The following is a 3,725-nucleotide window of genomic DNA, read 5'->3' on the forward strand; positions in this document are numbered from 1 at the left end:
TAAGAGCTTTTTGTAAGTTTTTCTTTTCTTCTAAGTCTAGGAAATCTTTGGCTGGCATAAGTAGGATTTTTCTCAAGTTACTATTTCTATTTTAGGTGGTTTAAGTGCGTTTTAGCTTAGTTCTTGGACTTATGAGGTTTAAAGTTGCTGGTTTGAGGTTGGGGAGATTTTATCAGTGAACAGTAAACAGTGAACTGAAAACTCGCATCTGATAACTGGTAACTGATAACTGATTACTGAAAATGCTGACTGCTAGAATAACTGATCGCTAGACCGTTTGTAGGGGAAAACCTAAAGCTTCTCGTTGCTGTAAATACAATTGAGCAACCTGTCGAGCTAAATTGCGAATTCTGCCGATATAACGGGTTCTTTCAGCTACAGCAATCACACCTCTAGCATCGAGTAAATTAAAAGTATGGGAACATTTAAGAACATAATCTAGACTGGGAATCACCAGAGAGCGATCGATTAATTGTTTAGCTTCCTGTTCATATAAACTGAATAAACTAAACAATAACTCAGGATTAGAAGCCTCAAAATTGTAGGTACATTGTTCGATTTCATTTTGCAGGAAAATATCACCGTAGAGGATATTTTCATTCCATTGAATTTTATTAATTGCCTCTACATCTTGCAGATACATGGCCAATCTTTCTAAACCGTAGGTAATTTCGATCGCCACGGGACGACAATCGATACCCCCACACTGTTGAAAGTAGGTAAACTGGGTGATCTCCATACCATCTAACCACACTTCCCAACCCACACCCCAAGCGCCGAGGGTGGGAGATTCCCAGTTATCTTCCACGAAGCGAATATCGTGATCTTCTGGGTTAATTCCTAACACCCGCAGGGAGTCTAAATAGATATCCTGAATATTATCGGGAGAGGGTTTAATTAGGACTTGATATTGATAGTAATGCTGAAAACGATTGGGATTTTCGCCATAACGGCCATCCGTAGGACGACGACAGGGTTCCACATAGGCAACGGCCCAAGGTTCCGGACCAATTGCCCTTAAAAAAGTGTGGGGACTCATGGTTCCTGCACCTTTTTCGGTATCATAGGGTTGAGCAACTAAACAACCGCGATCAGACCAAAATTCATTTAATTTAGCGATAACAGCTTGGAAAGTTAAAGACATGGGGAAAAAGTAAAAAAGCAGATTAGGGGTTGGGGAAGTGGGGTGTAGGGTGTGGGGTGTAGGGTGTGGGTTGTAGGGAGATGGGAGGTTGGGGAGAAAAAAGCCGCCGACCGACTCCTGACAGTTAAAGTCACTGACTTACTTTTAACTGCAAGCGAAAGTGAACAGGGGTAGAAGATTGGGGGAGAATAACTAATTCATAAAATCCCTCTTCGGGTAATTGACCGGACCATTGCCGATCGCTAGACTTGTCTAAAAGGGTAATATTACCCGTGGGAGAGTAGAAAGATAGTAAAACTTCGCCTTCCGCCTCTAAATTTAAGTCTAACCGATTACTGGAACGCAATTTTATTGCATAGGCTTTTCCTTGCCCCTCGCTGAGAATTGCCTCGATAACTTCCTCTCCCCCCGCGTCTAAACTTTCGAGCGCTTGGTAAGATAGGCCAGACTGTAAAGATTGTAACTGATTCCAGGCCAAGCCACTCCACAGTTGACCTAGACCGCTATCAAAATTTGGTCTTTCTGTCAATTCGGTAAATAGCTGAAAAAAGGCGGTATCAGTAAGTAAATTAAGGACTCTACTGCTTAAGCGTAACTGATTCACTTGTTCTCGCCATTTTTCTCGCTGTTGCTCGTCGTAGCTACCTAATGCTTCTCTAGTGCCAGAATCGAGACGTTCTAAGCGATCAAGGATTTCTGCTGCTAAAATGTCTCTTTGTTCCTGTTTCTGTTTTTCCTCTTTGATATCCCCATAGCGAAGGCTAAACAATTCATTGACGAGATTTTTAAAAAACTGACCATCAATTCCCAACTCTAGACGGCGCTTTCTCATCTCGGCTTTCCGTTGCCATGCCGTATCTGTGGCAGAATTAAAGTTATTTTCCTCCGTGGCAAAAACGGGTTTAACGGTTTGGGGTTGATTGCTGTGTTTAACCCACTGTTTCCCGATTAACCAGCCTATTGCCGCCGATAATAACATCAAGAGGCAAAAAATAGCGATTCTGCCAGAACAGCCGAGAAAAAGGGGCGATTTATTCCGAGAATTAGCGGCCATTGTCTCCTTAGACGATTGAGGGTTTTGATCTGTAAAGATGAGATTAACACAAATAATAGGCTAAGACGCATTTTAACCGCCTATCCTTAGATTAGCTGAATCTTCCCCAATCCCTTTACTGTTGCCCCTTGTCCCGTCTCAACAAGCAGTTTAAATACACGGGCAGCTTATTATTCATAGCAGATAACCATGACTACAACTCAACCCCTATCCCCTGGCCAAACCGCCCGAAAAGATGAGATAATCTTCCCAACGGGCGAATTTTGGAGTGATGAACCGCCATTGGAAAGTAATTTACATCTAACTCAGATTATTTTATTGATAAAATGCCTAGAATGGTTATGGCAAGATAGAGAAGATTACTTTGCAACCGGGAATTTAACCATCTACTACAGACCCAATCAGAAAAAATCAGAATACTTTAGAAGACCCGACTTTTTTGTAGTATTGGGAACAACTAGAAACCCAAACCGGAAAAGTTGGGTAGTATGGCAAGAAGAGGGAAAATATCCTGGCTCTTCTCGACTTTGTGTGATAATTTTTGCTTATGGAGTCGTGAAATGCTTATCGGGCAAGACTTTTAGGGCTATTTTGCGGATATTCTATCAGTATAGACCTCGTTTCCACACAGAATTATAGAAATCCTCTTTTGAAAGTACCGCTAAGACTGATAGGGAAGAAAAGAAAGAAATTTATCAAAATACATTTAGGACTCCTGATTATTTCTGGTTTGACCCCTATAGTTTAGAGTTTGAAGGATATACGTTAATTAGGGGAAAATATCAACCGATTGAACCCAATCAGCAAGGTTGGTTATGGAGTGAAGAATTGGGCTTATATTTAGGGATCTACGCCGATAAATTGCGTTATTTTAGTTCTAGGGGTCAGTTAATCCCAACACCTGAGGAAGCCGCTCTTCTGGAGAAACAGGCCAAAGAATCTGAACGTCAACAAAAAGAACTGGCTTTACAAAAAATTGAGCAATTAACGGCAAGATTAAGAGAATTAGGCATTAATCCCGATGAAACCTTGTAGGGGTGCAAGATGGTCAGTGGGATCTCTTGGGTTTGGTGGGTAAAATGTATTCTAAGATATAGTCTTGCGGGCAGTGAGTGGAAGGAACCACAGAGACACAGAGGACACAAAGACCGAATGAATTTTACTCCGAAAAAGTAGGGATAATTAATGAATTTTACTCCGAAAATGTAGGGACAATTCATGAATTGTCCCTACCAAGGGTTTCAGATTTTGCCAGTAGCTATCAAGTAAATCGAAGAATAAAGTAGGTGGGGTTAAACGATAGTGAAACCCGACATTTAAGTAATTGGGTTGGGTTTCGTCAAACAAATTCCTGTAAAATAGCTTCGATTTGTCCTTTTAGAGGAGGAATATCAGGTGAGATGCTCCCCATGTAATGGCTATCATCAATGACGAGCTTAATAAATTGAGAAAGTTAATGGGGGTGCATGAAAAAGGATTACCTCATTTATTATGGAAGAATAAAGAGGACTTAAAGGACGAGCAAAA

Annotated in this window: 2 protein-coding genes and 2 pseudogenes; 2 read left to right on the forward strand and 2 right to left on the reverse strand. The window is 41.1% G+C overall.

Features of this window, described 5'->3' with window-relative positions; translation table 11 throughout:
• Positions 1-268 precede the first annotated feature (268 nt).
• Entirely contained in the window at positions 269-1,144 is an 876-nt protein-coding gene (gene glyQ / locus EWV66_RS05350; protein ID WP_002786801.1) for a glycine--tRNA ligase subunit alpha, read from the reverse strand.
• A 130-nt stretch (positions 1,145-1,274) separates the two neighbouring features.
• Entirely contained in the window at positions 1,275-2,198 is a 924-nt protein-coding gene (locus tag EWV66_RS05355; RefSeq protein ID WP_002786799.1) for a hypothetical protein, read from the reverse strand.
• A 189-nt stretch (positions 2,199-2,387) separates the two neighbouring features.
• On the opposite strand from EWV66_RS05355, the pseudogene EWV66_RS24340 reads away from it, so the two are divergent.
• Positions 2,388-3,233, forward strand: a pseudogene (locus EWV66_RS24340) (Uma2 family endonuclease).
• 364 nt (positions 3,234-3,597) lie between these two features.
• A pseudogene (locus EWV66_RS05365) lies at positions 3,598-3,725 on the forward strand (ISL3 family transposase); the annotation flags it as partial.

The organism is Microcystis sp. M_OC_Ca_00000000_C217Col (assembly GCF_007095585.1).
Taxonomy (GTDB): Bacteria; Cyanobacteriota; Cyanobacteriia; order Cyanobacteriales; family Microcystaceae; genus Microcystis; species Microcystis panniformis.

What these genes read in the sequence shown, in the direction of transcription:
- glyQ (WP_002786801.1), bottom strand. Translation starts at nt 1,144, where the DNA reads ATGTCTTTAACTTTCCAAGCTGTTATCGCTAAATTAAATGAATTTTGG.
- EWV66_RS05355 (WP_002786799.1), bottom strand. Translation starts at nt 2,198, where the DNA reads ATGGCCGCTAATTCTCGGAATAAATCGCCCCTTTTTCTCGGCTGTTCT.